21 protein-coding genes are annotated in these 26,146 nt (G+C 56.0%); 10 read left to right on the top strand and 11 right to left on the bottom strand.

Annotated features, from left to right (window positions below; genetic code table 11):
* Window positions 1–73 precede the first annotated feature (73 nt).
* A complete protein-coding gene (locus MPQ_RS06730) occupies window positions 74–2,431 on the bottom strand; it encodes an EAL domain-containing protein (protein WP_013442156.1) in 2,358 nt (785 codons plus the stop codon).
* Between the two features lie 223 nt (window positions 2,432–2,654).
* On the opposite strand from MPQ_RS06730, the gene MPQ_RS06725 reads away from it, so the two are divergent.
* On the top strand, window positions 2,655–3,743 hold the full coding sequence (locus MPQ_RS06725; RefSeq protein ID WP_013442155.1) for a PilT/PilU family type 4a pilus ATPase: 1,089 nt from the start codon (window positions 2,655–2,657) through the stop codon (window positions 3,741–3,743).
* A gap of 99 nt (window positions 3,744–3,842) precedes the next feature.
* The gene (locus MPQ_RS06720; RefSeq protein ID WP_013442154.1) at window positions 3,843–4,640 is read left to right on the top strand and encodes an intradiol ring-cleavage dioxygenase; all 798 of its coding nucleotides are present in this window, start codon (window positions 3,843–3,845) and stop codon (window positions 4,638–4,640) included.
* Here the strand turns inward: MPQ_RS06720 and MPQ_RS06715 are convergent.
* A complete protein-coding gene (locus MPQ_RS06715; RefSeq protein ID WP_013442153.1) occupies window positions 4,597–5,475 on the bottom strand; it encodes a DMT family transporter in 879 nt (292 codons plus the stop codon). The two genes, MPQ_RS06720 and MPQ_RS06715, sit on opposite strands and share 44 nt — an antisense overlap.
* Window positions 5,476–5,557: 82 nt before the next feature.
* On the opposite strand from MPQ_RS06715, the gene dapC reads away from it, so the two are divergent.
* Window positions 5,558–6,739, top strand: coding sequence for a succinyldiaminopimelate transaminase (gene dapC / locus MPQ_RS06710; protein WP_013442152.1), 1,182 nt, complete (start codon window positions 5,558–5,560; stop codon window positions 6,737–6,739).
* 36 nt (window positions 6,740–6,775) lie between these two features.
* Here the strand turns inward: dapC and miaA are convergent, their stop codons facing one another.
* The 8 genes from miaA to tsaE all read right to left on the bottom strand — a co-directional run bounded on the left by miaA (window position 6,776) and on the right by tsaE (window position 15,184).
* Entirely contained in the window at window positions 6,776–7,732 is a 957-nt protein-coding gene (gene miaA / locus MPQ_RS06705; RefSeq protein WP_041362138.1) for a tRNA (adenosine(37)-N6)-dimethylallyltransferase MiaA, read from the bottom strand.
* A gap of 94 nt (window positions 7,733–7,826) precedes the next feature.
* Window positions 7,827–8,663, bottom strand: a complete 837-nt coding sequence (gene thiD / locus MPQ_RS06700) for a bifunctional hydroxymethylpyrimidine kinase/phosphomethylpyrimidine kinase (protein WP_013442150.1) — start codon at window positions 8,661–8,663, stop codon at window positions 7,827–7,829.
* Window positions 8,660–9,484 (bottom strand): DUF817 domain-containing protein, encoded by an 825-nt coding sequence (locus tag MPQ_RS06695; protein WP_013442149.1) that lies wholly within the window; start codon window positions 9,482–9,484, stop codon window positions 8,660–8,662. Before MPQ_RS06695 ends, thiD begins: the two co-directional genes overlap by 4 nt.
* A gap of 2 nt (window positions 9,485–9,486) precedes the next feature.
* Window positions 9,487–11,361: a DNA mismatch repair endonuclease MutL gene (gene mutL / locus MPQ_RS06690; protein WP_013442148.1), complete on the bottom strand. Its 1,875-nt coding sequence runs from the start codon at window positions 11,359–11,361 to the stop codon at window positions 9,487–9,489.
* A 172-nt stretch (window positions 11,362–11,533) separates the two neighbouring features.
* Window positions 11,534–11,905 (bottom strand): putative quinol monooxygenase, encoded by a 372-nt coding sequence (locus tag MPQ_RS06685; RefSeq protein ID WP_013442147.1) that lies wholly within the window; start codon window positions 11,903–11,905, stop codon window positions 11,534–11,536.
* Between the two features lie 68 nt (window positions 11,906–11,973).
* The gene (locus MPQ_RS06680) at window positions 11,974–13,329 is read right to left on the bottom strand and encodes an MBL fold metallo-hydrolase (RefSeq protein WP_013442146.1); all 1,356 of its coding nucleotides are present in this window, start codon (window positions 13,327–13,329) and stop codon (window positions 11,974–11,976) included.
* A gap of 24 nt (window positions 13,330–13,353) precedes the next feature.
* The gene (locus tag MPQ_RS06675) at window positions 13,354–14,739 is read right to left on the bottom strand and encodes an N-acetylmuramoyl-L-alanine amidase (RefSeq protein ID WP_013442145.1); all 1,386 of its coding nucleotides are present in this window, start codon (window positions 14,737–14,739) and stop codon (window positions 13,354–13,356) included.
* A complete protein-coding gene (gene tsaE / locus MPQ_RS06670; RefSeq protein WP_013442144.1) occupies window positions 14,717–15,184 on the bottom strand; it encodes a tRNA (adenosine(37)-N6)-threonylcarbamoyltransferase complex ATPase subunit type 1 TsaE in 468 nt (155 codons plus the stop codon). The genes MPQ_RS06675 and tsaE overlap by 23 nt, the downstream gene beginning before the upstream one ends.
* On the opposite strand from tsaE, the gene queG reads away from it, so the two are divergent.
* The 4 genes from queG to MPQ_RS06650 are packed head-to-tail and all read left to right on the top strand — an operon-like array spanning window position 15,185 to window position 19,792.
* Window positions 15,185–16,297: a tRNA epoxyqueuosine(34) reductase QueG gene (gene queG / locus MPQ_RS06665; RefSeq protein WP_013442143.1), complete on the top strand. Its 1,113-nt coding sequence runs from the start codon at window positions 15,185–15,187 to the stop codon at window positions 16,295–16,297.
* A gap of 31 nt (window positions 16,298–16,328) precedes the next feature.
* On the top strand, window positions 16,329–17,948 hold the full coding sequence (locus MPQ_RS06660; protein WP_013442142.1) for a glycosyltransferase family 39 protein: 1,620 nt from the start codon (window positions 16,329–16,331) through the stop codon (window positions 17,946–17,948).
* A gap of 23 nt (window positions 17,949–17,971) precedes the next feature.
* On the top strand, window positions 17,972–18,970 hold the full coding sequence (locus MPQ_RS06655) for a glycosyltransferase family 2 protein (protein ID WP_013442141.1): 999 nt from the start codon (window positions 17,972–17,974) through the stop codon (window positions 18,968–18,970).
* 3 nt (window positions 18,971–18,973) lie between these two features.
* Window positions 18,974–19,792 carry a ChbG/HpnK family deacetylase gene (locus MPQ_RS06650; protein WP_013442140.1) on the top strand — a complete coding sequence of 273 codons (819 nt, stop codon included), beginning with the start codon at window positions 18,974–18,976 and terminating at the stop codon, window positions 19,790–19,792.
* 129 nt (window positions 19,793–19,921) lie between these two features.
* Here MPQ_RS06650 and MPQ_RS06645 read toward each other — a convergent pair whose 3' ends face one another.
* Complete coding sequence (locus tag MPQ_RS06645) at window positions 19,922–20,386, bottom strand: hypothetical protein (RefSeq protein ID WP_041362136.1); 465 nt, start codon at window positions 20,384–20,386, stop codon at window positions 19,922–19,924.
* A 197-nt stretch (window positions 20,387–20,583) separates the two neighbouring features.
* Here MPQ_RS06645 and MPQ_RS06640 point away from each other — a divergent pair, with 197 nt between their 5' ends.
* From MPQ_RS06640 to MPQ_RS06630, 3 genes are all read left to right on the top strand, one after another.
* Window positions 20,584–22,230 (top strand): beta-1,6-glucan synthase, encoded by a 1,647-nt coding sequence (locus MPQ_RS06640; RefSeq protein WP_041362134.1) that lies wholly within the window; start codon window positions 20,584–20,586, stop codon window positions 22,228–22,230.
* Window positions 22,230–24,833 carry a glycosyltransferase gene (locus MPQ_RS06635; RefSeq protein ID WP_013442137.1) on the top strand — a complete coding sequence of 868 codons (2,604 nt, stop codon included), beginning with the start codon at window positions 22,230–22,232 and terminating at the stop codon, window positions 24,831–24,833. Before MPQ_RS06640 ends, MPQ_RS06635 begins: the two co-directional genes overlap by 1 nt.
* 270 nt (window positions 24,834–25,103) lie before the next feature.
* Complete coding sequence (locus tag MPQ_RS06630) at window positions 25,104–26,090, top strand: hypothetical protein (RefSeq protein WP_013442135.1); 987 nt, start codon at window positions 25,104–25,106, stop codon at window positions 26,088–26,090.
* Window positions 26,091–26,146: the final 56 nt, after the last annotated feature.

Raw genomic sequence — 26,146 nt, 5'->3', positions numbered from 1 at the left:
TCCTCAAGATGTAAAAAGCCGGGCGGCCCTTATGCAGAGTCCGCCCGGCTTTTATTCAGATATGACTTAACGATCAGGTACTGCTCAGCATGGCCATGGCGGCAATGCTGATGTCGGCAACCAGGATGCCGGTCAAGCGGCCCGTGTCATCCAGCATGGGCAGCGACACCGTCAGGCAGAAGTCCTCAGTGGCAGTCGACAGGTAAATGCTCGAGATATAGGGCTTGAGGCTTTGCAGCACGACATTGGCGTAGGCTTGTGGGCTTCTGTCTACCCCGGCGCCACCGGCCTTGATCTTGCCGTACATATTGGGGTTGATCCAGTTCGGATAGCGTTGCACGCCCTTGTCATCCAGCTCAAACACCACCTCAAAGAACGGATATTCGGAGAAGCAGCTATCCAGGCAGTGGGCATCTTCGCTGCGGTGCCATGCCAGCAGTGAACGCAAGGCTTCCAGCGCCCGGCCCTGCCAGTCGGAATAATCTTCGGTTTCCGGCAGGATCAGTTGTGGCGGCTCATCTTCCACCACAATGATGCTGCCGATGTTGGACTTGCCGATTTTCTTAAGCGTCGCCGCGCGCTCGGCGGCAGCCACACTGTTGGACAGGCGACCCTGCTTGCCATTGACCACGGCAATCGACACACTCGCCACCGGATGCTCCTTGCCATCTTCGGTCGTGAAGAAGCCGCGCTGCAAGTCGCTTTCGTCGTAAAGGTGTATCGCCAGGGTCTGGAAATGATGGATGACCGACAGCAGCGTTTGCGGCAAGTCGGGATCGTAGTGATCCAGAATCAGCACAAAGTCATCGCCGCCAATATGGCCGACCAGCATGCCAACCCGGCCCTGGAATTCCTGGCGCACGATTTCGGACAGCAGGCGGATCATGGCATCGCCACGGATAAAGCCATAGCGGTCGTTGTAGGCCTTGAAGTGATCAAGATCGATATATACCAGCTCGGTGGTCGGATTGTTACGCAGGCTGATATCCAGCGACTGGCGCAGCGTAGGCCCGGTGGTGAGCTGGCTCAATGGGTGCAGGCTGCCGGTGCTGGTCTTGCGACTGATCAGTTGCGACAGGATTTCCAGCGGCTGCAGAATGCCGATGTAGGTGCCATCTTCGTGCACCATCACCCAGGGTTCGACTTCACCGCGCTCCAGATACAAGCCGCGGGCCAGCATGCTGGTTGGCATACGGTTGGTCACCATGCGCGGCAGTGGATCACAGTAATTGCTGAGCGCCAGGTTGCGATAACTGAAAGCTTTGCCGCGCTTGAGCAGGCCAATCGGGCGCTGACCATCCAGCACCACGGCCATAGCCACATCCGGGAATTCAAGAAAGGTCCGGCGGGCCTGGTCTATCGGGGTATTGACGTCCATGGTCATGCCGCGCGTCACATATTCGGTAATGCGGAACTCATCCGGGATGTGCGAGCGGTGGGATTCATCGCGCGTGGGCAGCGAATTTACCGTGCTGACGGGCTGTTGCTGCGGCTTGGCGAAATAATAGCCCTGGGCATAGGTAAGCCCCAGATCCTGACAGTAGGTAATGTCTTCCACCCGCTCCAGCCCCTCGGCCACCACCGTGCAGCCCAGGCGCTGCGCCATGGAAATGATGGCTTCCAGCAGCACCGTGCGTACACGGCTGCCCTGCGCCTCGTGCACAATGGCGCGGTCGATCTTGATAAAGTCGGCCCGCACGGCAGCCAGCGCACGCAGGCCGTTAAAGCCTGAGCCCATGTCATCCAGCGCAATGCGCAGGCCATGGGTACGGATAATGTCGCAATACTTGGCAAGAAGCTCGGGCGAAACATCTTCGCTCTCCACGATCTCCACCACCACATCGCGCTGCTCGATGCCGAGCCGTGTCAGAGTTTCCAGCAAAGGTGGCAACCAGTCGTCCCGCATGATGGTTTGCGGGAGTACATTCACGAATACCGGGATGCCTTTGGCTATCGAATTTGCCTTGCCGGCCAGTGCCAGACGCTGGCAGACAATATCCAGCTCCATGGTGCGGCGCACCTGCCGTGCCAGCTGAAAGGCTTCTTCGCCATTCAGCAGGTGCCCATCGGGATCACGCAGCCGACACAGGGCTTCGTAGCCAAAAATCTTGCCATTCTGGCTGAAGTCGACGATGGGCTGAAAATGCATCTGCACATGCTGCTCAAGATCATCCAGCAACCAGGGGTAACGCCGGCGCGCATAAAAGGTGCGGAACGGCATGATGTCGGCCAAGGCAGCTTCCAGGCTGGCCGAATTATCGCTCTCGGCAAGGTAAACCAGCGCCTCATCCAGTGCGGCGGCCGGGTATTCCTTGGTGATGGCTTCCAGCCGCGCCAGCAAGGCGGCTTCGTCCGCACATTCAAAGGACGCAATGGCTTTGCCACCCGTGATATTCAGGGTTTGATAATGTGTATTGAGATAAAGCTTCATAGATGAGGTCGTTGTGAAATCCCGGTTGGTTAATGCAAGCCTTGTGCCATCCCCGGCATGTGCTGAATGCCCGTTTATGGGCCCTGGGAATCGCCAGTCTGCCAGCATCGCGTGCATGGCGAAGTATAGCGCACCATTATCGCGCAACTGCATTTTGTCATCTCGAATTTCGCTGGCGTCGCCTTATGGTAAAGTAGCCCGATTACACGCTCAGGGGAGGACTATGGCAGCCATTGATATCACGCCGGTTTTGCGTTTCATGGTCGATAAAAACGGATCAGATCTTTTCTTCAGCACAGGTACCCCTATCCATATCGAGATTGAGGGCAAAACCGTGCCGGTGAACACGCAAGTGATGGCGCCGGGCATGGTAAAAGAGGTGGCCTATGCCCTGATGTCCCCCGAGCAGATCAAGGAATTTGAAGCCACGCTGGAAATGAACTTTGCCTATAGCGTGGATGAAATCGAAGATGCGCGTTTCCGCGTCAATATCTTTCGCCAGCGTGGCGATGTTGCCATCGTCATTCGCTGTATCAAGGCGCTGATTCCCACATTTGAAGCGCTGGGGCTGCCACCTATCCTGAAAGAGCTGATCATGAAGCCACGCGGCCTGGTGCTGGTCGTGGGTTCTACCGGGTCTGGCAAATCCACCACACTCGCATCCATGATCGACTACCGCAATGAAAACACCACCGGCCATATCCTGACGCTGGAAGACCCGATCGAATTCATTCACAAGCACAAAAAATCCATCGTGGACCAGCGCGAAATCGGCATTGATACGCTGTCTTTTGACAATGGCCTGAAAAACGCCATGCGGCAGGCGCCGGATGTGATTTTGATAGGTGAAATTCGCGACATGGAAACCATGAAGCACGCCATGGCCTACTCCGAAACCGGGCACTTGTGCCTGGCTACCTTGCATGCCAACAACGCCAACCAGGCCATTGAGCGCATCATTTCCTTTTTCCCGCCCGAGGGCAAAGCCGGTTTGCTGCTGGGGCTTTCCATGAATCTGGTGGCGATTGTTTCGCAGCGCCTGATCCCGGGCAAGCTGACCAAACGCGCAGCGGCTATCGAGGTGTTGATCAACACGCCTTATATCTCCGAGCTGATCCAGAAATCCAAGCTGGAAGAGATCAAGGATGTCATGGCGGACAACAACGATATCGGCATGTGCACTTTCGACCAGTCGCTGTTCCGCTTGTACAGCAACGACAGGATCACCGAGGAAAATGCGCTGGCAAATGCCGATTCCCGCAATGACTTGTCCTTGCGCATCCGGTTTGCGGATGAATCCGAGGAATCCTGAGCTTAATCAGCCTTTACATTTTTTTGCCTGTGGAGCCCCTATCGGGGCACGCTGAGCGCGCTATAGTGGTGCCGTTCTGTTACCCCGACGATTCCACGCATGTCCACTACCCGCGCTTTCTCCGGCTTACGCCGCAAACTGCTTGCTTTTCTGCTGACCGCGCCAATGGCAGGCCGTGCCATATGGGCGAGCGCCAGTAACAATATCACCTGCATCGCCAAGCCCGAGCGCACGGAAGGCCCGTATTTTGTCGATCATCAGCTGAATCGCAGGGATATACGCCTTGATCCTGTCACGCATCTGTTCAGCCCCGGTGTACCGCTGATATTGAGCATAGACCTGCTGAATCTGGCCCAGCACAGCTGCGAGCCGCTGGCGGGTGCCACCGTCGATGTGTGGCATTGCGACGCACAGGGGGTGTACTCAGGGGTGAGTGACATGAATACGCTGGGCAAGAAGTTTTTGCGTGGGTATCAGGTATCAGATCAAGCTGGGAGAGTGACCTTCAAAACCATCTATCCCGGCTGGTATTCTGGCCGGGCCGTGCATGTCCACTTCAAGATACGTACCCAGAACAGCGCAGGGGCAAGTTACGAATTTACTTCGCAACTGTTTTTTGATGACAGGCTGAGCGATGCTGTTTTTCAGCATGCGCCATACAAACGGCCCAAGCCACGCGACACGCGCAATACGCGTGACATACATTATGGCAAAGATGGCAACCAGCTAATGTTGTCGCCGATAGAAAAGGCGGATGGCTATCACGCCAACATCACTTTGGCTCTAGACTTGAGCGATGACAAGGTCGGCGCTCCCGATGGATTCAGCATGCCACTGGGTGTCGATGGCCGCCCTATGCCGCCTCCGCCCGGGCTGCGGCCACCGCAGCGAGGATAATCAGCCCGCCACCCAGCCACTCGTTCCATTGCATGGTTTCGCCAGCCCAGTAATACGACGCCACCGCCGCCACTACCAGTTCAAACAGGAAAAGCACGGACGCCCGGGTAACGGGTATATGGGTGATGCCATATTGCACAAACAGGGTAGCCGCCATCAGCAACAGCGAAATCAGGCCCATGATCAGCCAGCTGGTGAGACTGAATGTTGCGGGTGTCGGGAATGCCAGCGGCTGAAACGGCAGAAACACCAGACACATGCCGATCACCCCCACCCATACCGCCATCGACTTGGCGACGATGCTCAAATGTGCCGACTTGCGCGTGATGACATTGGTCAGCGCGAAGCCAATACCGGAAGACAGCCCCAGCCAGTCAGCGCGACTGCTCGGCAGCGGCCATTCTCCGGGCTGCCAGAGCATGATGAATGCACCGGTCAGCGATACCGCTATCACCGCCAGCCGCTTGGCATCCACCCGCTCCTTTAACCAGAAATGCGCCAGAATCAACGTCCACAATGGGGAAAGATAAAACAGCAGCATGACGCGCATCACTTCGCCATCAATGACCGCCAATACATAACTCAGATTGGTCCAGCCCGCGACCAGGCATAACCAGAAAATACTGGCAGGCTGCTTGAACAGCCCGCGCCAGTGCCGTCCGAACAAGAGCGCCGCCAGCAACACCGTCAGGCTATAGGTATAAAAGCTGGAAGCCACGCCAGAGACGCCTGCCTCCTGCATGAGGCGATAGGGATACCAGACCACGCCCCAGCAGAGAGCGCCAAACAGCAAGCCTGCGCTGGCGATGGTTTGTGTTGTTTTTTGCGATACCACAGAACGTCTTTTCTTGAAGTTAACCCGCCATTTGGCTGGCTGCTGCAGCCCAAGCCCGGCGGACTTGCGTTAAAATATACGAATGAATCCAAACCTGAATAAATTACAGCCCTACCCTTTTCAGCGACTGCGCGACCTGTTTGCCGGCATCAAGCCCAATCCGGACTATAGCCCCGTCAATCTTTCTATCGGCGAGCCCAAGCACGCGACGCCTGCGCTGATTCAGCAAGCCCTGGTGGACAATCTGGCCGGGCTGGCCAATTATCCCACAACTCTGGGGGTGCCCGCCCTGCGTGAAGCCATTGCGGCGTGGTTAAGCCGTCGCTATGACATCCCACTGATGAATCCCGAAACGGAAATCGTGCCAGTCAACGGTAGCCGCGAAGCCTTGTTTGCCTTTGCCCAGGCGGTGATCGATAACAGTCGGCCTGCGCCAGTGGTGGTCTGCCCCAACCCGTTTTACCAGATTTATGAAGGGGCCGCCTTTTTGGCAGGCGCCGAACCGTATTTCCTGAATACGCTGCCCGAAAACGACTTTGCCATGGATCTGGAAAGCGTGCCGGAAAGCGTGTGGCTGCGTACCCAGCTCTTGTACTTGTGCTCGCCGGGCAACCCCACGGGCAAGGTGATGTCGCTGGAGCAATGGAAGCTGGCCTTCATGCTCTCGGATCGCTATGGCTTTACCATTGCCGCCGACGAATGCTACTCGGAAATCTATTTCACGGAAGGCGAGGCGCCACTAGGAGCCTTGCAGGCCGCCCATCTGCTGGGGCGTGATTTCAGCCGCCTGGTGATTTTCAGCTCATTGTCCAAGCGCTCCAACGTACCGGGCATGCGTTCGGGCTTCGTAGCGGGCGATGCCACCATTCTGGAGAAATTCCTGCTGTACCGCACCTACCATGGCTGCGCCATGAGCCCTGCGGTGCAGGCCGCCAGCGTTGCCGCCTGGAATGACGAAGTGCATGTGAAGGAAAATCGTCGCCTGTACGCCGAAAAGTTTGATCAGGTCACCCCGTTGCTGCAAGGTGTCATGGAAACTTCGCGGCCAGACGCCGCGTTTTATCTGTGGGCAAAAACGGATGGTAGCGATACAGACCTGGCTATTCGCTTGTATCGTGATCTGAATATCACGGTGCTACCGGGTAGCTTCCTGGCGCGCGAGGCGCATGGCATCAATCCCGGCAAGGGCTTCATTCGCATGGCGCTGGTGGCCTCTTTGCAAGAGTGCCTGGACGCAGCCAAGCGCATACAATCGCTCAGCTAGCCCCCAAGCACCCTACCTGATTCCGTATAATCGGGATCAGGTTCCCTCTGCAAGAAACTGATTAATTGTGGAAAATACCTTGGCCTCAAGATCAGGGGCCAGGCAATCCAGCTCGACCGTATCCTGCATGCCACGTAACCAGGTAAGCTGGCGCTTGGCCAGTTGCCGGGTAGCCACAATCCCCTTTTCACGCATGGTGGCATGGTCGATCTGCTGATCCAGGTACTCCCACACCTGCCGATAACCCACGCAACGCATGGAGGGCAGCCCGAGATGCAAAGCCGGATACTTCTGGCGCAGATGCTCCACTTCCGCAATCAGGCCCTGTTGCAGCATCAGGTCAAAACGCTCGGCAATGCGCGCGTGCAGCACGCTCCGATCAGACGGCACCAGCGCCAGCTTGAGCAGGCGGTAAGGGAAGGTGCTGCCGTTATCGTCGACAAACAGGGCCGACATGGGGCCACCACTTAACTCGCAGACTTCCAAGGCGCGCTGTATGCGCTGCGAATCCGTGGGTTTCAATCTAGCGGCGGTTTCCGGGTCCAAGGCGGCCAGGCGCGCATGCATGGCAGGCCAGCCCAGCACGGCGGCCTCTTCATCCAGGCGTTGCCTGAGATCGGCATCCGCTTGCGGCAGGTTGTTAAGCCCTTCCTGCAAGGCCTTGAAATACAACATGGTGCCACCCACCAGCAGCGGTATGCGGCCACGCGCCGTAATCTCGGCCATCAACTGCAGGGCATCATGGCGAAAATGCGCCGCGGAATACGATTGCAAAGGACTAATCACGTCAAGAAGATGGTGTGGCGCCTGCTTTAAAGTCGCGGCATCCGGCTTGGCGCTGCCAATGTCCATATCCTGATAAACCAGCGCTGAATCCACACTGATCAACTCCACCGGCAGCTGCTGGGCAAGGGCAACAGCCAGACCGGTTTTACCGCTGGCGGTGGGACCCATCAGAAAGATGGCTGGCGGAAGTACGAGCGGCTCGCTCATGCCAATCTGCGCATGCGTACATGCGCATCAAAGAAAACCATGTAGGACAGATTATTAATTACAATCAACATGAATAATAATTCTTAACTTATTGTTATTTATTTAACTTTATTTTCATTTCAACCGGTGAGTATCCATGGTTCATGGGGCCGGTGCCTTGGCCTATTTTCACCGCTGCGCCGGCCGCAATGGCCTGCATTACGTAATCTCTGGCCGCAACCACCGCTTGTGGCAAGCTTTCGCCCAAGCCCAGAAAGGCGGCAATCGCCGATGACAGCGTGCAACCAGCGCCATGAAGATTCAAGGTGATGATACGGGGCGAGCGCATGACCAGCGGCTCGCCACCCTTTTCCTGAAAAATATCCACCACGTCGTGCCCCGGCATATGGCCACCTTTGACCAGCACCGCGCGTGCACCCAGCTGCAAAAGATCGGAGGCAGCCTGCAGCATGTCATCCTGCGTCAGCAATGGTCGTCCCAGCAGCATGGCGGCCTCATCCAGATTGGGCGTCACCACGCGGGTACGCGAGAATAACTCACGCACCAGGGTTTGCACGGCTTCATCGCTAATCAGCCGGGCGCCATTCGCCGCCGCCATGACAGGATCCAGCACTATCTGCGACAAGCCATGATCATCCAGCGCCTGCGCCACTGTGATGACCACTTCAGGCGCATGCAGCATGCCGATCTTCACCGCATCCACGCCTATATCCTCCACCACCGCGTCAATTTGCGCGCGCAGGATATCCTGCGGCACGCCATGAATCGCGCGCACGCCACAGGTATTCTGCGCTGTGAGTGCGGTGATGGCTGTCATGCCATAACAACCCAGCGCCGAGAAAGTCTTGAGGTCCGCCTGTATGCCCGCCCCGCCGCAGCTATCGGAGCCGGCGATGGAGAGTATACGGGGATAGGTGTAATGCGTTTTCACAGGGGTGTATCCATGGACGTTGCATGCTCAACTTTCCCAGACGGTATTGTTAAGCGTACAAATTTTGGTTTATGTACAAAAGAAACGAGCACAAAACTAAGCATCATCAGCAGATACCAAGCCAGCAATTTGCTTGGTGACACCATGTGCCATTGTGAGGATTGATCAGGATAAACCCAGGCACGGCTGTAGGTACCGATATTTTCGCCAAACCAAATGAACAAAGCGACCAATAGCCAGCCAAGCAATAAGGGCATGCGCCTGTATACCTGATCAACCTTGAAATAAATGTAAGTTCTGCCAAAAAGAATCACGCTGGCCGCCAGCAATATCCATCGAAGATCATAGAAATAATGATGGGTGAAAAAATTAATATAAATCAGGACAACCAGAACAACAGGCTTCCATGCCTCAGGATACGCCGAGTATCTGAATTCAAAAATCCGCCAGATGCGCGCCAGATAACTCCCTACAGCGCTATACATGAACCCGGCAAACAATGGGAAATTACCGATCCCAAAATAAAAAGCTTCGGGATAATGCCATGAGCCTATGGCATCAGATGTTTTAAATAACTCCATGCCGGTGGCCACACAATGAAACAGCACAATCACAATAGCTTCTTTGGGCGTTTCAAATTTGAACGCAAGCAGGAAAAGCTGGAATGCTACCGCAGCCAAAAAGAGGAAATCATACCGAGGGAGTGAAAATGGATACCAGTAATTGGTAAGGAAAATCAAGCCGAGCAAATATCCCCCGAACATGCATGCGTATGCCTGCTTGAGGCCGAATAACCAGAACTCGCGGAGAAAGCGATGCATGCTTACTTGCCGCGCATGAACATTTTATCCAGGTCGGCCATCGTCGCCTGGAACCAGGTGGGACGGCCGTGATTGCACTGGCCGGAACGCTCGGTCGCTTCCATGTCGCGCAGCAAGGCGTTCATTTCCTGGATGCTGAGAATACGGTTGGCGCGCACGGCGGCATGGCAGGCCATGGTGGCCAGCAGCTCGTTGCGGCGTTCGGTCAACACGCGGCTGCCGCCGTATTCGCGCAGGTCGCGCAATACATCGCGGGCCAGTGCTACCGCATCGGCGTCTTGCAACATAGCCGGAATGGCGCGTACCGCGAGGGTCGATGGTGATAATTGCACAATTTCGAACCCGAGCTGATGCAGGGTTTGCTGGCCTTCTGGCGTCGACAGCTGCTCCTGCACCGTGGCGACTTCAAAGCGGTCGGCATTGAAACTGACGGGCAACAATAATGGCTGCATGGGAACGCTATCGCCATCCAGCGCGTTTTTCAGGCGCTCGTACATGATGCGCTCATGGGCGGCATGCATATCCACCACAATCAAGCCCTGGGCGTTTTGTGCAAGCACATAAACCCCGTGCAACTGGGCCAGCGCAAACCCCAGGGGGTACTCCTGTGCTGCCTGCTCTGGACTCAGACTCGAAGAAGCCTGCGATGGCGACAAGGTTGCCTGCAAATCGGCAGAGGAAATAGCACTGGGCACAAATGACGATGCCGTATCAACCGCCTCGCGAGGCAGGCCGCCGAACAGGGTCTGATAAAACCCCGGCGCTTCATTGGCGCGCAGATCAAAGCTGCCCTGCTGGCGCGGATAAGGCTGACCAGCCGGGATGCCGGAGGAATAGCTGGTGGCCGGTGCGGCAACAGGCGGTGGCACCAGCCCATTGGCTGGCAAGCCAACAGGGGTCGCCAGCGCCTTGTGCAGCGCATGGAAAATGAACCGGTGCACCGCCTGCCCTTCGCGGAAACGCACCTCGGTTTTGCTGGGATGCACATTCACATCCACCAGCGTAGGGTCCAGCTCCAGGAACAAGGCAAAAGCCGGGTGGCGATCATGATGCAATACATCCTGATAAGCCTGGCGTATGGCGTGGCTGATCAGCTTGTCGCGCACAAAACGGCCGTTGACATATACGTATTGCGTATCGCGCGCACTGCGGGAAAACGTCGGCTTGGCGGCCATCCCCCACAGGCGCAAACCACCGGCAGATTCATCGAGTTCAAACGCCTCAGCGGAGAAGTCCGGCCCCAGTACTTCGGTGAATCTGCGCTTGGCCTCGCCTGGCGCGAGTCGCATCAGGGCGCGGCCATTGTGCTGCAGCATGAAGCCGACATCGGGGCGCGACAAGGCAATGCGCCGGAAGGCTTCTTCACAATGCCCGAATTCGGTTTGCTCGGTTTTGAGGAATTTGCGCCGGGCTGGCGTGTTGAAATAAATATCCTGCACTTCCACAATCGTGCCGCGATCCAGCGCGGCGGGTGCCGCATCACCCAATAGTCCGCCGTCGGCGGCAATACGCCAGGCGTGGCTGGCTTCTGCGTGGCGACTGGTAATGGAGGTGCGCGAAATGGAGGCAATACTGGCTAGCGCCTCGCCACGGAAACCCAGACTGGCAACGCTTTCAAGATCGTCCAGCGAGGCAATTTTGCTGGTGGCATGCCGTGTCAGCGCGAGGGTGAGATCGTCATGGGGAATACCGTTGCCATCGTCCGTCACACGCAGCAATTTCACACCGCCCTGCCCCAGCGTCACGGCGATATCCGAACTGCCAGCGTCCAGGCTGTTTTCCAGCAGTTCTTTCAAGGCAGAAGCGGGACGCTCTACTACCTCGCCAGCCGCAATCTGACTGATGAGCTGGTCGGGCAGAAGTTTAATCAGGGACATGGATGCATGGGCACAAAGGGGGCCGGGTAATCATGGAAAGCCTATTTTAACCGCAGCCGGCCATGATTACCTATGCGATTTTAGCCATCAAGCGTGGCCAAAATCGGTGGGAGGTTTGCTCAGCATGCAGCAAGCAAGCGCATGGGTGCAAACAGCTTACAAAGCTTAGAGCTTACAAACCGTCGATAAAGCGCAGGCCGTATTTCTTGGTGTTCACGCTCTGGGCACCCGCTACTTCGCTTTCAGCACCAATTTTGGATGCCAGCAAATCTACGGGGATGATCACGGGTTGTTCCGCCAGCAGATCATCGGCCACAGCAAACAAGGCGTCTGCCACTTTGCCTTTCAGGTGGCTGTTACGGCCATCCTCGCTGCTGAAGCTATCAAAAATACCGAATGCGGTATCAGTGAACTTGAGCGCATACCAGGTAATGGTTTCGCTCTCGGCCAGCACCAGAGGCAGCGCATTTTTCAGGAACTCTTCTACCTCTTTCGCCTTTTCCGGTTTTGCCTCCAGACGAACGTATAACGCTGTTTTACTCATTTCCTATCCTTGGTCAGGTGTTACAAATTAACGATACATCGACATCATGCTTGCGTCGTGGCTATGGATCACAAATCCACGGACTCAAGATATTCAGGCACGGTCACATTCCATGCAAACCGTTCCTCAATGCGAAGTCTGAGGGCATCAGCCGCAATTGGTTCGCCGTGCGTGATAAAGGTGCGCTTGGGCGGTGCGCTGAAATTATCCAGCCAGTGCAATATCTCATTGTAATCCGCGTGTGCAGAAAAGCTTGAAATGAATTCCACCTCGGCATTTATGGGCACATAGCCACCATGAATCTTGACGCTGGTAGCGCCATTGATCATCGCTGCGCCGCGCGTGCCAGCAGCCTGGTACCCAGCAAACAGAATGGTGTTGCGTGGGTCTGGCCCGAAAGCCTTGATATGGTGAACCACGCGCCCACCTGAGGCCATGCCACTGGCCGCCAGGATAATCACTGGATGGTTGATCTCATTCAGCGCCTGCGACTCCTCCACGCTGTTGACCATGCGTGCGGTCTGCATGATCTCGCGGCACTCGGTTGCATTGAGTTTGTGTTCGCCTGCATGCCGCATGAAAATATCCGTGGCATCCACCGCCATCGGGCTGTTCAGGTACACCGGAATATCCGGTATCAGCCCCTGCTTTTTCAGCTTGTGGATGTAATACAGCAACTCCTGTGCACGACCCACGGCAAATACGGGCACCAGCAGCACACCGCGCCGGCGCGCCGTACGGTTTATGATCTCGGCCAGACGCTCATCGGGCATGGATTGGTCATGCAATCTATCCCCGTAAGTCGACTCCACCACCAGATAATCCGCCTCAGCCACCGGCGTTGGTGGCAGCATCAGTGGATCATTCATGCGCCCCAGGTCGCCAGAGAACAGAATGGAAGTCTCACTATCCTTAAGCAGCACCAAGCTTGCGCCCAGAATATGACCTGCAGGTGACAGCTTGATGGTCACACCGGGCACCACTTCCACTGTCTCTTCAAACTCCACCGGCGTCAGCAGCGCTACTGCGCGGGCAGCATCTTCCTGGGTGTACAGGGGCAAGGCGGGATTATGCTTGGAAAAGCCGCGCTTGTTGGCATAGCGGGCTTCCTCTTCCTGCAGGTGCGCAGAATCTGGCAGCATGATTTCGCACAAATCGCGCGTGGCACTGCTGCAATACACACGGCCATTGAAGCCATTCTTTACCAGCAAAGGCAGATAGCCGGTGTGGTCGATGTGTGCATGCGTCAGTACTACGGCATCAATACTGGCGGGGTCTATCGGCAGCCTGGCCCAGTTTTTCAGCCGCAATTGCTTTAAGCCCTGAAACAGACCGCAATCCACCAGCACGCGCTTGCTGCCACTGGTGATCAGGTATTTTGAGCCGGTCACGGTGCCAGTGGCGCCGAGGAAGGTTATTTTCATGAGCAGAAGCCTGTTTTTTAGTGCTTATTTTTCAGCCATTTTAGGCTTGGCCAGGGCTGGATTGCTGGCGAAGTATTTTTTGATGCCGGTCAGAATGGAGGCGACGAGCTTGTCCTGATGATTTTCATCATTGAGCTTGCGCTCCTCTTCCGGGTTGGTAATGAAGGCCGTTTCCACCAGGATAGAGGGGATGTCCGGCGATTTCAGCACAGCGAATCCAGCCTGCTCCACGCTTTGCTTGTGCAGGTTGTTGATTTTACCCACGTTATCCAGCACGGATTTACCCAGCTTGAGGCTGTCATTGATGGTGGCGGTTTGTGAGAGATCCAGCAAGGTACGGGCAAGGTAAGGATCTTTCACATCAAAGCTCACGCCGCCGATGAGGTCAGACTCGTTTTCGCGCTGGGCCAGCAAGCGCGCCATGGCACTGGTGGCGCCATGCTCGGACAAGGCAAATACCGACGATCCCTTGGCTTGAGAGCTGAGTGCCGCATCGGCATGAATCGAGACAAAAAGATCCGCTTGCAGCTTGCGCGCCTTGACCACGCGGCCATGCAAAGGAATAAAGTAATCGCCATCGCGCGTCAGCACGCCTCGCATATTGGGTTCAGCATCCACTGCCTGCTTGAGTTTTTTAGCAATGGCGAGCGTGATGTTTTTCTCGTAGGAACCATTGGCGCCCTTGGCACCGGGGTCTTCGCCACCATGCCCTGCATCAATGGCGATGGTAATCACGCGCCCGCCCTCTCGACTCTTGTTGGGTTCGGCCTTGAGTACGGGAGCCGCCTTGGCACTCTCAGGCGCTTTGGCGGCTTCGGGCATGGACTGTGCCATGGTCTGCTCAGGCTTGCCGGGCAGATTGATCTCTGGCGCCTTGCTGGTATCCAGTGGAGCCGCCGTTTCTGGTTGCGCCAGCACCTTAACATCCGGTTTCATTACCTGCTCCGCACTGGAGGCTGGCGTTTCACGCTGCTCCAGCATTGCCATCAAGGGATCAAGCGCAGGATAAATATCCAGCACCAGGCGATGCTGGTATTCACCGGCAGGCAACAGCGTGGCGAGCTCGGGGCGGATGTCGGTTTTCAGGTCGATCACCATGCGCACCACCCCAGGCTTGAAATTGCCAACGCGTATCTGGCGGATGTACGGATCCGACGCCAATACACGATCGCTCAGACTTTTGAGATTGGAGCCGAGGTCCACGTCTACCAGATCAACGACCAGCCGCTCCGGGTCTTTGAGCCGCAACAGGTTATAGCTGATCGGCTTGTTCGACTCCAGGGTGATACGGGTGTAATCGGGTGCGGGCCAGACGCGAGTTGCCGTCACGGTAGTCGCGGCTACCGCCTGGAGACTGAAAAAGACCAGCAGGAATGAACATGCCAGTTTAAGCGTGCGCAAGAGATTCAACGACTGCTTCCCCTGTTTGACTATTGGCGCTGACGGTTATCTTGCGGCCGCCAGCGTTGGGTTGGAGATGAATATCAAGATCGGGTTGCGGAATGAGATCACCGGCTTTTTCCGGCCACTCCACCAGGCAAATCGTGGCCGGATTGAAGTAATCGCGAAAGCCTGCCGCATCCCATTCCTCAGGATCAACAAAACGATACAGGTCAAAATGGTATACGGCTAGCGCATCCAGCACATAAGGTTCAACCAGGGTATAGGTGGGACTTTTGACTTTGCCGGCATGGCCCAATGCATGCAGCAGGCCACGCACCAGCGTGGTTTTGCCGGCGCCGAGGTCACCATGCAGGTAAACGGTTAAACCTGGGGTGACGGCCTTTGCCAGTTGCGCCCCGAAATGCAGGGTGGCAGCCTCATCGGCCAGGTCAAATGTAATATCATGTGCCATATGCAATTTACTTCAGACAGCCCTGTGTTGCCCATTGATCTGCCAGCGTTGGCGCTGGATATCAAGCGCTGGGCGCAAGAGCTTGGGTTCAGCCAGCTTGGCATTACCGATACCGATCTCAGCGCCGCTGAGCCTGCCCATCAGGCCTGGCTGGAAAAAGGATTTCATGGTGCCATGGATTATATGGCAAAACATGGCAGCAAACGTACCCGCCCGCAGGAATTAGTCCCGGGCACCTTACGTATTTTGTCAGTCCGCATGAATTATCAGCCACCCGCCACGCGCGACAGCTGGGAGGTCATAGCCGATGGAGAAAGCGCCTTTATCTCGCGTTATGCCCTGGGGCGGGATTATCACAAGGTATTGCGCAGCCGGCTGCAGCAGCTGTGCGATCGTATTGCTGCCTATATTGCCCCGCTGACAGACGACAGTTTTGACTATCGCGTGTTTACCGATAGCGCGCCGGTACTCGAAGTTGAGCTGGCACAAAAAGCCGGGCTCGGCTGGCGCGGCAAGCACACCCTGTTGCTGTCGCGCGATGCGGGTTCCTGGTTTTTTCTGGGGGAGATTTATACCAATCTGCCCTTGCCGGTGGATACGCCTGGGCAGAACCATTGCGGCACTTGCCACGCCTGCCTGGATATCTGCCCAACCCGGGCTATTGTGGCACCTTATGAAGTGGATGCCCGCCGCTGCATTTCATACCTGACCATTGAGCTCAAGGACAGCATTCCCGAAAGCTTGCGGCCGCTGATAGGCAATCGCGTCTATGGCTGCGATGACTGCCAGCTGGCCTGCCCATGGAACAAGTTTGGCCAGCTGACCGCGCAGGAGGATTTTCATGTGCGCCATGGCCTGGATAATGCCAGCCTGGTAGAACTGTTCGGTTGGGATGAGGCCACCTTCAAGGAGCGCATGGCGGGTAGCGCCATTTACCGTATTGGCCACGAACAATGGCTGCGCAACATTGCCGTGGGCCTGGGCAATGCGCCCTCCAGCCCGGAGGTGATCAGCGCCTTAAAGAAACGGCTGGATCACCCATCCCCACTGGTCAACGAGCATGTGCGCTGGGCGTTAAAACAGCATGAACATTTATCGGCGGCAGCGCTATAATGCCGCACCTCAACTAGTGCCATAAACTCAATTGTTTAATCCATCGGTTTTCCGTCGCCTGACGATTATTCTTCTGATTGCCCTTGGGCTTTTTATTCTGCTGACCTTTGAACAATACGGCATCAGTAATGATGAAGAGGTCCAGCATATTTATGGGCGCCTGCTGCTGGATTTCTATACCTCCGGGTTTACCGATCAGGATGCGTTCCACTATCGCAATCTCTATTTGTATGGCGGCTTCTTTGATCTGGTAGCTGCCGTGCTGGAAAAATTCGTGCCGATCTGGATCTGGGATCTGCGCCATCTGCTTTCGGCCGCATTCGGCTTGTCCGGCATCATTGCTTCCTACAAGGCAGCCCGCTTGCTGGGCAATGAGCGCAGCGGGTTTATCGTAGCGGTACTTCTTGCCATTACGGGTGCATGGACAGGCGCCATGTTTACCCACACCAAGGATGTTCCGTTTGCCACCTGCATGGTGTGGGCCCTGTATTACTCCATGCGCTTGTCTCGTCAACTGCCCACCCCCAGCCTGGGTTTGTGCATCAAGCTGGGCATTGCCGTCGGTTGTGCGCTGGGGTTACGCATTGGTGGCGTGTTCTCTGTGTTTTATCTGCTGCTGGCTGTATTGATCGGCGGCTGGATCGCCGGACCTGGCTTTGGCGAAAAATGGCGCTACTGGCTGACCTCCGCCTGGCGCCTGTTACCAGCAGGTATCACGGCCTTTGCGCTCATGGCTTTATTCTGGCCCTGGGGCGTGATGTCGCCCGACCATCCACTGCAAGCGGCAGAGGCATTTTCCCATTTTGCTTTCAACATGCTGACCGTGATGGATGGTGAGGTCATGAAGATAGGCGAAGTGCCGCGCGAATACTTGCCTTCCTATTTGCTGGTGCGGCTCCCGGAGGTATTTTTATTGGGCTTGCTCGCCATGCTGGTGATCGGTTTGTTCCATCTGCGTGAATGGCGCCCAAAATCCCGGCAATTCCTGCCATGGCTGCTGGTCGCGGTGGCAGCCCTGTTCCCGCTGGTGTTCATTTTGCTGGACAAACCTGCCCTGTATAACGGCGTGCGCCACTTCACCTTCCTGATTCCCCCGCTTGCCATTCTGTCGGGCCTGGGTCTCAGCATGAGCTGGGATGCACTGGCAAAAACACCCAAGCTGAGATGGCTGGGTGCCGGTGTCGTGACTGCCCTTACGCTGGCAACGACCGTCACCATGGTGCAGCTTCACCCGTATGAATATATCTACTACAACCGTTTGGCCGGTTCGATGCCCTATGCAGAAAGCCATTGGGAAGGCGATTATTGGTCAAGCAGCCTGCGCGAGGCCGCGGAGATACTGGAAGACAAGCTCCCTGAACTGCAGGCTGTAGACAAGCAGGCCGGAGATGGCCTCAATCATGCACCTTACAAAGTGGCGGTATGCGCGGAATCCATACAGGGTGATGCCTATCTGGATCATCGCTTCCAGATCACAAGCGACTGGGTCAGTGCGGACTTTTTTATTTCCAGCACCAATATGAACTGCGATAAAGTGTTGCAAGGCAAGATTATTGGCACGGTGGAACGCATGGGCGCTATTCTGGCGGTGGTCAAGGACAGGCGTAACCTGCATCCCAAGTATCGTTTCCCTCGCCCTGCCCCTCATTAACCCGGACTCATGAGTCGACAATTATGGTACTAGACCGCGCCTGCGCTAACCCACACATTACGGTGATCGTACCGGCCTTCAATGAAGAGGCCGCGATACACCTGACCCTGGAAAACATTGCCAATCAGCTGAACCAGCTAAGCCCTAACTGGGATATCGTCGTGATCGATGATGGTAGCCGGGATCGCACCGCGCAGATCGTGCGCAATATGCCGCCGTTCCTGAACACCACCCTGGTGCGTTTTTCGCGGAATTTTGGCAAGGAATACGCCATCAGCGCGGGGCTGGAATATGCCAAGGGCGACATTGTGGTGTGCATGGATGCGGATGGTCAGCATTCGTCTGAGCTGGTAACGGAGATGCTGGCGCAATGGCGACTGGGATACGACATGGTCTATGCGGTGCGCAATGATCGCGCCGTGGAGTCACGTTTCAAGCGCTGGGGGTCACGCCTGTTTTATCGCGCCATCAGCCTGGGTGGGCAGATTCATATCCCGCGCGATGCAGGTGACTTCCGCCTGATGGATCGCAAAGTCGTGGACGCCTTGCGTGCGCTGCCCGAGCGCAATCGCTTCATGAAAGGCATGTATGCTTGGGTGGGCTATAAATCCATTGGCATTCCATACACGCCCCTGCCTCGCCTGCATGGTGAAAGTGCCTTTTCGCGCCTGCGGCTGATGAGCCTGGCGTGGACAGGCATTACCAGTTTTTCGGTCATTCCATTGCGGCTGGCGAGCGCGGTAGGTGGCATACTGGCATTGCTGGCATTCATTTACGGTATGACGGTGGTTATCGACAAGCTATTTATGCATGAATCGATCCCTGGCTGGCCGACGACCATCGCCAGCATCATGTTCTTCTCAGGCGTGCAACTGCTGTTCATCGGTATTCTGGGCGAGTATCTGGCCCGCATCTACGATGAAGTCAAAGGGCGTCCGCCTTACATCGTGGCCGAGGTAATAAGCCCACAAAAAGCGCAGTCGTCGCCCACCGAGAACGAAACTGCAGGCACGAGCGAGTAAGCTGTGACGCATCCCCTGGTTATCAGCGCCGACGATTATGCTTACCATCAGGCAGTTGATGATGGCATTCTGGAACTGATTCGCCAGGGCAGGCTGACTGCCACATCGTGCATGGTCATGAGCCCGCGCTGGCCAGAGGCCGCCAAAGCGCTGACTCTTGATATCCGGCAGAAAGCGGATATCGGCCTGCACCTCGACTTTACGGAATTCGGCGCGCCTGTGCGTCAGCCTCTTTCCCGACTTATCCTGCGTACCTTTTTGCATAGCCTGTCAGCCCCTGCAATTCGCCAGAACATTCAGGCACAACTTGACCGTTTTGAAGAGGCGCTGGGTACCAGACCCGACTATATCGATGGTCATCAGCATGTACATCAGCTTCCGCAGATACGCCAATCGCTGCTTGAGATCATCCAGCAGCGCTACGGTCAGCACGGCCCTTGGTTGCGTATTTCCAACCCGCCATCGGCTGATGGTCTGAAAGGCCACATCATTCGCGGCCTGGGTGCGCAGGCACTGCAGCGCGACGCCACCAAGCAAGGCCTGCATTGCAGCAGTCGCCTGCTGGGTGTTTATGACTTCCATGACACCGCAATGCCTTACCTCGACCGGCTGCGTATCTGCCTGCAACAAGCGCAAGACGCTGGTGGCATGCCAGTGCTGATGTGTCACCCTGCCCTGCCAGATGGTAAAGCCCCAGCGAGCGACCCCATTGCCCACGCGCGTGGCGCCGAGTTTAGCGCGCTGGGCGGCGCTGGCTTTGCCGCCTTGCTCCAGCAGTTTGCGATCAGGCCGCTACGTGGAAGTGCATACCTATCCACATAGATTCAAATTCGCCTCTTGGCAATTCACTTGTTTTCAAAAGCTGATACCCAATAAAAAAGCCCGGATATACCGGGCTTTTTTTATGCGCCTGACTTGCGCCTTATTTATGCATCAGGAATGCTGAACTGATTATTTCTTTTTATCCTTGGGTTTTACGATGGTTGCCAGCGGTGCTTTCAGTACGCAATTTTCGCTACCGTATACGCCACCGTTATCATCACCTTCGTAATACAGACGGCGGAAAGTCCAGTGACCCTGCGCGTTCTTTTTAACTAAGGCCACGCCAGTGCTGTGATCCAGGTTTTTCTTTTCGGAGAAATTGAAGCTGATGGCGAGGCGATTGCCGTCTGCTGCCACCTGCCCGCGATACGTTACCGAGTTCTCGGTTTCAACTTCGTAATGGTATGCGCCAAACGTGCCGGAGCTGCTGACATTGTTGAGGCGCAAGGTGGCGGTAACCGTGTAATCGCCTACTTGATCATTATTGCCTTTGCATTCATACACACCACTGTAATTCTTGCCGGAAAAAGGGATTTTTGCTTGCGCAACACTGGCAACGCCCAGTAATGCGATGGCCAAAATGAGGTTTTTCATTGGGTTGTTTTCTCTACCAGTCATTTACAATTCTTTGCTATTGTACCGCGAAGCCACGCGCTTCAGCAGGTATTTGCAGGTTTCATTTTGTCTAAAGCGGGCTCCTGCATTATCATTCGGAAGGATTTGCACGCCCTGCGTCAGTCATTCATTATTTAGATGTCACCAAGAGTCCAACACCTACCGCTCGGGAACCTATGCCTAACGTCAGCACTCCACGATTGTGGATATACAGTATATTCAATTTAAGCCTGCTTGTTCTACTCGCTGCATGGCTGTGGTCACAAAACAAGCCAGTGAACCTGACGGAAGCCACGCTGCCGGAAAGCGGCAAACTGCAGTGCGTGTCCTATGCTCCGTATTATGGCAAAGACCAGACGCCTTTCATCAAAGGCACCGTGATCAGCCGTCAACAAATTGACCGTGATCTGGAGTTGCTGGCAAAGCGCTCTGAATGTGTACGCATTTATTCAGTCAGCCAGGGCCTGGATTATGTTCCTGAAGCGGCTGCGCGTTTGGGTCTTAAAGTATTGATGGGGGCCTGGATAGGCGCCGACAAGATAGAGAATGATCGCGAGGTTGCACTGGCCATCAAGCTTGCCAATGAGTATCCACAGGCGATCCGCGCCATGGTCATTGGCAATGAAGTACTGCTGCGCAAAGAACAAACAGCCGAGCAGCTCAAGGCTTACTTTGACCAGGTAAAAGCCGCCACGCATGTGCCGATTACTTACGCGGATGTGTGGGAATTCTGGTTAAAGCACAAGGAACTGGAAAGCTCGGTAGATTTTGTCACCGTGCATGTGCTGCCCTACTGGGAAGATGATCCGCAACCGATTGAGCGTGCGATCAGCCATGCGACTGGCGTGATGCAGCGCCTGCAGGCGAGCTTCACCAAGCCGCTGCTGATCGGCGAGACTGGCTGGCCTTCTGTTGGGCGTCAGCGCAATGGCTCGGTGCCCAGCCTGCTTAATCAGGCCGAATACATCCGCGCCTTTGTCAGCACCGCCCAGCACAATGGCTGGCAATACAATGTGATTGAAGCCATGGATCAACCCTGGAAGCGCGAACTGGAAGGCGCGGTCGGCGGCTACTGGGGGCTTTACACCACGGATCTTGAGCCCAAGTTCCCGTTTAACGGCCCGGTCAGCGAGCGTCATGACCAGCCTGCCGAGCTTGCCATCTGGCTGGCAGCTGGCGCTGTGATCCTGATCCTGTTTACCTTGCTGGCTGACGAACGTCGTCTGCCAGCCTTGATTGGTTCTGGCCTATTGGGTGCACTTGCCGGGCTGAGTGCCAAGCTGCAATGGCAATACCTGATCGAGGCCTGTCGCAACACTCTGGAGTGGAGCTTGCTAGGCGGCATCACCATCGCCGGCATACTGCTGCTGATTGCGATCCCGACCCAGTTCAAACGGCAGTCGGACAGTGGTAACAAGCTGATCAAACTGTGCATGTGGCTGATTGCCATTGGCGTATTTACCTGCTGCATGTTGAGCCTGCCGACATTGCAGATCGTGAATATTTTTGGGCTGACCGATCCATTTGCCACGCGCTGGCTGTTCGAGATTGATGGTCGCTATCGTGATTTCCCGCTGCCGCTGTATGCGCTGCCGGTTATCCAGCTGGCCATTGGCCTGACCATATTGAACATCAGCCGCAGCAATACATGGCGGCCTTACAAGGCGATCAATCTGCTGGCACTGGCCGCCATGGTGGCCTGCATTGCCTTCGAAACAGAAAACCGTCAGGCCATTGCCTGGTTGCTACTGGTGCTGGCGACGACGTATGCCACCTGGCCGCGGACTACCCTTTTACACAAACTTAAAACGCTGAACGCCTAATGACTATTGCCAAACGTTTTGTCACCCCGCTGCTGTTTGCAGCCGCCATCGCCGCTGCGCATTTCGGATTATGGGCTGCCACCAATGGCACGCTTGAGCTGATTGATGCCCCACCACTGGTACGTGGCTTCGCCTACAGTGGTTACCAGCTTGACCAAAGCCCGCTGGATAAAAAGTACCCCAGCAGTGCCGAGTTGATGCGCGACTTGCGCATGCTGCACAACTACACCAATCGCATCCGAACCTATGGCTCCCTGGAACTGGCTGAAATCCCGGCACTGGCTTCGCGTCTGGGCATGAAGGTAACAGCGGGTGCATGGCTGCAAGGCAACGACGGTGATAATCGTCGCGAAATTGCTGCTCTGGAAACACAGGTTGCCACCTATCCGCAAATCGAACGGGTGATCATCGGTAACGAAGCGCTGCTGCGCGCCGACCTCACGGTGGAGCAAATGATAGGCTACCTGGATGAGGTGCGTGAAAACGTCAATGTTCCGGTATCCACCGCCGAACCCTGGCACGTCTGGCTGAAAAACCCCGAGCTGGTGCGCCATGTCGATTTCATTACGGTGCACTTGCTGCCCTACCACGAGGGCGTGCCTGCGGACAAAGCTGTTGACTATGCATTTCAACGCTATCAGGAGCTGATGGAGAAGTACCCGCGCAAGAAGATTGTCATTGGCGAAATCGGCTGGCCGAGCGAAGGTCCAGCCATTGGCGCTGCGGTAGCCTCCAAGGTGAATCAGGCGCAGTTTGTCCGCGAGTTCCTGGCAAAAAGCGCTTACCAGAATTACGACTACTACCTGATGGAAGCCATCGACCAGCCATGGAAAGTCAAGGTTGAAGGCTGGGCTGGTGCGTACTGGGGCATGTTTGATGGCAAGCGCCAGATGAAATACTCGCTGCAAGGTGCCGTACCTACCGATACGCGCTGGCTGATCAAAGCCAGCTGGGCTACCTTCCTGGGCTTCCTGCCTATCCTCTTCATTGCCTACCGTTTCCGGCATTGGGGCCTGGGTGGCCGCTTGTCCATGGCGATCTTGCTGCAAGCGTGTATCACGACGCTGGTCATCGCCTACAACCTGCCGAGCGACTACTACTATAGCCTGCGTGACTTTATCGTGCTGATTGGTCTGATTGTGGGTATGGCGCTCACCTCCGCCGTATTGATGATCTACGGCGTCGAGTTCAGCGAGGTGATGTTCAAGGGTGGCTGGCTGCGTGCATTCAAACGTGCCAAGCCGCTACCGGCTGATCAGGAAAAATTCGTCTCCGTGCATCTGGCCTGCTACAACGAGCCGCCGGAGATGGTGATTGCCACCATTGAAAGCCTGGGCAAGCTCGATTACACCAATTTTGAAGTGATTGTGGTCGACAACAATACCAAGGATGAAAGCAAGTGGAAGCCGGTGGAAGCCTACATGGCGAACATGCCGGACAACTTCAAGTTCTTCCATCTGCCGCAATGGCCTGGGTTCAAGGCAGGCGCACTCAACTTTGCCCTGCAACAGACCGATCCACGCACCGAAGTCATCGGCGTGGTGGATGCTGACTACGTCGTCACCCCCGACTGGCTGGGTGCGCTGGTGCCGCATTTCAGCGAAGAAAAAGTGGCCGTGGTACAGGCGCCACAAGCCCACCGTGAATGGGAAAACAATTTCTTCCGCCGCATGAGCAACTGGGAGTTCGAAGGCTTCTTCCGCATTGGCATGCACCATCGTCACGAGCGTAACGCCCTTATTCAGCATGGCACCATGACACTGGTGCGCCATCAGGCATTGGTGGACGTGGGCGGCTGGTCCGAGTGGTGCATTTGTGAAGATACCGAGCTCGGCCTGCGCCTGCTTGAAGAGCAATATGAGCTGCGCTACATCGATGAAACCTTTGGTCGCGGCCTGACACCTTCCGATTTTAACGCCCTGAAATCGCAGCGTTTCCGCTGGGCGTTTGGCGCCATGCAGATCCTGAAACGTCACATGCCCAAGTTGCTGGGATCCTCTACCCTCAATTTTGGTCAGCGCTATCACTTCCTGACCGGCTGGTTTGGCTGGCTGGGCGATGCATTGCAATTGGTATTCACGCTGAGCTCCATCGGCTGGACCATGGCCATGCTGGCCTTCCCCAAATCCTTCAGTCTGCCGGTGCCTATCATGCTGACGCCGATCTTGTGCTTCCTCGTGGTCAAGGGCGCCTTGGGGCCGGTGCTTTATCGCAAGACCATGAAGGAATGCAAATGGATGGATATTTTTGGCGCTTCGCTTGCTAGCCTGGGTCTTTCGCATGCCATTGCCCGCGGCATTATTGCGGGGCTGGTACAAAAACGTGGCGTTTTCAAGACAACCGCCAAAGGCAAGGGCACCGGCAAGCGCAGCCTGATCACCCCCATCCGTGAAGAAATCCTGCTGTTGCTGGCGCTGATTGTCGCCGCTGCCGCCATGATTTACTCGCGTGGCATCGAAAATGCAGATGCCCAGCTATGGGTCACCATGCTGGCGCTGCAATCCCTGCCTTACCTCAGCACGGTTGCCTGCCAGATTCTGGCGCAAATGCCTGATCGCAAAGACAAGGCGGAACCGCCAGCCGAAGCCCTTCCGGCAAACTAGCTACACCCAAGGCCCTTCGGGGCCTTTTTTCATGGGGGTGTGCCCGCCTTGACTCAATATTCACCTACGCGCCTGTCAGAATCAGCTTATAGCCAGGCTCCAGATTGCCTAGCCGATTTCAAGCAGCACGCTGACAGGCGTTATTGGGCGCTGATCATAGAATGATCCCACTGCAAACACCGAGTCATCAGTGCCTTGCATGAGGTACGTGTCAGCATGCCATGCTGATCGTGCTTTCCAAGATCAACAATATTCAGCTGGAGGAATACCATGGCAACGACACAAACCTATGATGAAACCACAACGGTACGAAGCGGGCCCTACCCCTACGCACCTACCCTTAAAACTATTTCCTGGTCCGCCATTTTTGCAGGCGTGGCCGTAACACTGACTGTCCAGTTTTTATTGAGCATGCTGGGTGCCGGTATCGGCCTCAGCACGCTTGATCCCCTGCAAGCCAATGGCACACCAACGGCTGAGGCATTTGGCCTGGGCGCTGGCTTATGGTGGGTCGTGTCCTTCTTCCTGTCCCTGGTCGTCGGCGGTATTGTAGCGGGCGAAATGGCAGGCCTGCCGGCCAGAATGGATGGCGCACTGCATGGCATCGTTACCTGGGCAACCGCTACCCTGCTTGGCGTTTATCTGGTTGGCAGCCTGATCGGCGGAACGCTGGCGGGTGTTGGTAATCTTGCCAGCTCGGCAGTCAGCGGTGCAGCACATGGTGCCGCTGCGGCAGCCCCTGAACTGATCAACAAAGGCAAGCAAGAAGCTGCCAACAGCAATTTCTCCTGGGAAACCGCAGAACGTGAGTTGCAAGGTCTGTTGGCACACGCGGCCAATCAAAGTGGTCAGGCCGCTGCCAATCAGGATGCCGCCAATCAAAGCGAGTCAGCCGAAATATATGCCAAGGTAAAAACCCTGGTCGATAAAGGCAGCAATGCGACTCCGGAAGATCGCCAAGCCGTGGTTGACCTGATGGCCGAAAAAACCGGCATCAGCAAGGAAGAAGCTGCGCAAAAGCTGGATGCATGGGAAAAGTCTGCCAAGGATGCTCAGGCTGCCATTAACCACACCGCTGAAGTAGCGGGTGACAAAGCTGCCGTAGCGGCAGACAAGACTGCACGCGTTGGTGCACACCTGACCTTGTGGGGCTTTCTGGCCTTCCTGCTCGGTGCTGTGGCTGCAACACTGGGCGGTATTGCCGGTAGCAATTGCCGTGCAAACCGCACGGTAGTGACGACCACTACCCGTTATTAATCCCCTCGCCTGCTCTACGGTGTAAGCCGCGCAGGCAAAGGTATGGATAAAGCAAC

The sequence above is a fragment of the Methylovorus sp. MP688 genome, assembly GCF_000183115.1.
GTDB lineage: Bacteria > Pseudomonadota > Gammaproteobacteria > Burkholderiales > Methylophilaceae > Methylovorus > Methylovorus glucosotrophus.
The sequence above is the reverse complement of the archived record's forward strand: the minus strand, read 5'-3'. Positions and strand labels throughout refer to the sequence as shown.

Coding starts and splice junctions, on each gene's coding strand:
- MPQ_RS06730 (WP_013442156.1), bottom strand. CDS start 2,431: ATGAAGCTTTATCTCAATACACATTATCAAACCCTGAATATCACGGGT.
- MPQ_RS06725 (WP_013442155.1), top strand. CDS start 2,655: ATGGCAGCCATTGATATCACGCCGGTTTTGCGTTTCATGGTCGATAAA.
- MPQ_RS06720 (WP_013442154.1), top strand. CDS start 3,843: ATGTCCACTACCCGCGCTTTCTCCGGCTTACGCCGCAAACTGCTTGCT.
- dapC (WP_013442152.1), top strand. CDS start 5,558: ATGAATCCAAACCTGAATAAATTACAGCCCTACCCTTTTCAGCGACTG.
- miaA (WP_041362138.1), bottom strand. CDS start 7,732: ATGAGCGAGCCGCTCGTACTTCCGCCAGCCATCTTTCTGATGGGTCCC.
- MPQ_RS06695 (WP_013442149.1), bottom strand. CDS start 9,484: ATGCATCGCTTTCTCCGCGAGTTCTGGTTATTCGGCCTCAAGCAGGCA.
- mutL (WP_013442148.1), bottom strand. CDS start 11,361: ATGTCCCTGATTAAACTTCTGCCCGACCAGCTCATCAGTCAGATTGCG.
- MPQ_RS06685 (WP_013442147.1), bottom strand. CDS start 11,905: ATGAGTAAAACAGCGTTATACGTTCGTCTGGAGGCAAAACCGGAAAAG.
- MPQ_RS06680 (WP_013442146.1), bottom strand. CDS start 13,329: ATGAAAATAACCTTCCTCGGCGCCACTGGCACCGTGACCGGCTCAAAA.
- tsaE (WP_013442144.1), bottom strand. CDS start 15,184: ATGGCACATGATATTACATTTGACCTGGCCGATGAGGCTGCCACCCTG.
- queG (WP_013442143.1), top strand. CDS start 15,185: ATGCAATTTACTTCAGACAGCCCTGTGTTGCCCATTGATCTGCCAGCG.
- MPQ_RS06655 (WP_013442141.1), top strand. CDS start 17,972: ATGGTACTAGACCGCGCCTGCGCTAACCCACACATTACGGTGATCGTA.
- MPQ_RS06645 (WP_041362136.1), bottom strand. CDS start 20,386: ATGAAAAACCTCATTTTGGCCATCGCATTACTGGGCGTTGCCAGTGTT.
- MPQ_RS06640 (WP_041362134.1), top strand. CDS start 20,584: ATGCCTAACGTCAGCACTCCACGATTGTGGATATACAGTATATTCAAT.
- MPQ_RS06635 (WP_013442137.1), top strand. CDS start 22,230: ATGACTATTGCCAAACGTTTTGTCACCCCGCTGCTGTTTGCAGCCGCC.
- MPQ_RS06630 (WP_013442135.1), top strand. CDS start 25,104: ATGGCAACGACACAAACCTATGATGAAACCACAACGGTACGAAGCGGG.